Here is a 1,106-nt window from a genome sequence, read left to right as displayed (position 1 = left end):
ATCAGAAAACCAAACGGACAAACTGAAAATGTTACTCAAAGCTAATCGCCGCTTGAGTGAAATCTACGTTCTTAAAGAGCAGCTAAAAAGTATCTGGCGAGCGGAAACCTATCAGCAAATGGCTTACCGTTTAGACGCTTGGTGTCAGTTAGCCAAAGCGACAAGAATAATGAGCGTGCAAGGTTTTGTATCCATGCTGCAAGACCACAACGAAGGCATCTGTAACTTTGCAAAGTATGACCGACTAACCAGCTCTATAATCGAGGCTGGCAATGTATCAATAGGATTGTTGCGTAGAAGAGCTCGCGGGATAAGAGATACCGAATACTTCAAACTGAAGATTAAACAGCTTTCAGTACCTGAGGTAAGTTCAATATTATACCCTTCTGTCAAGCTCATCTAAGCGGAGAAGAGCCCCTGAAGTATTGCAAAGCCTCTAGTCTGTTGGTCCAATGCAACTGATTGAAGTCACGACCAACAAAAAAGCCCATCGTGTTGATGAGCTTTCTATGAGTGTCACACTTATTAATTTTGCAGCTTAGATGGGTCTAGTTCGATGGGTATAACTCCAAGGATTGTGCTCGATTCCTAAACTCACCAAGTCGACTATAATCATGCGATGGCAAAAATGTTCTGTTCTCAACACCATTCCAAAGCACAGCTTTTACACGTTTACCGACCTCTATTGACTCTATATTATTGTTCTCGGCGCTGCCTGCAAAATTAACGTGAAAATAAGAGCCATTATTCATGCAATGGTCAAAAGGTTGCCCTTGAAAATTTTCTTTGGTCCATAATCGAACACACGTTGGCGCTACTTCTTTAAATGGGTATATCTCCAAGGCTTGTGCTCGATTGCTAAACTGACCAAGATTAGGATTATTTCGAAAAAATGTTCCTGCTGTATCACCATTCCAGAGTACAGCTTTCACATTTTTACCGACCTCCATTGACTCTATATTATTGTTCTCGACGAGACCTGAAAAATTAACGTGAAAATAAGAACCATCATTCATGCAATGGTCAAAAGGTTGCCCTTGAAAATTTTCTTTGGTCCATAATCGAACACACGTTGGCGCTACTTCTTTAAATGGGTATATCTCCAA

At 40.9% G+C, this 1,106-nt stretch carries 2 protein-coding genes; one reads left to right on the top strand and one right to left on the bottom strand.

Annotated elements, in window-relative coordinates:
• A partial coding sequence (locus VTH8203_RS23510) for a transposase (protein ID WP_167385863.1) occupies window positions 1-403 on the top strand: 403 nt, incomplete at its 5' end.
• A gap of 145 nt (window positions 404-548) precedes the next feature.
• Here the strand turns inward: VTH8203_RS23510 and VTH8203_RS23505 are convergent.
• On the bottom strand, window positions 549-1,106 hold a 558-nt coding region (locus VTH8203_RS23505; protein ID WP_158296244.1), incomplete at its 5' end, for a hypothetical protein.

It is taken from the genome of Vibrio thalassae, assembly GCF_900089835.1.
Taxonomy (GTDB): Bacteria; Pseudomonadota; Gammaproteobacteria; order Enterobacterales; family Vibrionaceae; genus Vibrio; species Vibrio thalassae.
The sequence above is the reverse complement of the archived record's forward strand: the minus strand, read 5'-3'. Positions and strand labels throughout refer to the sequence as shown.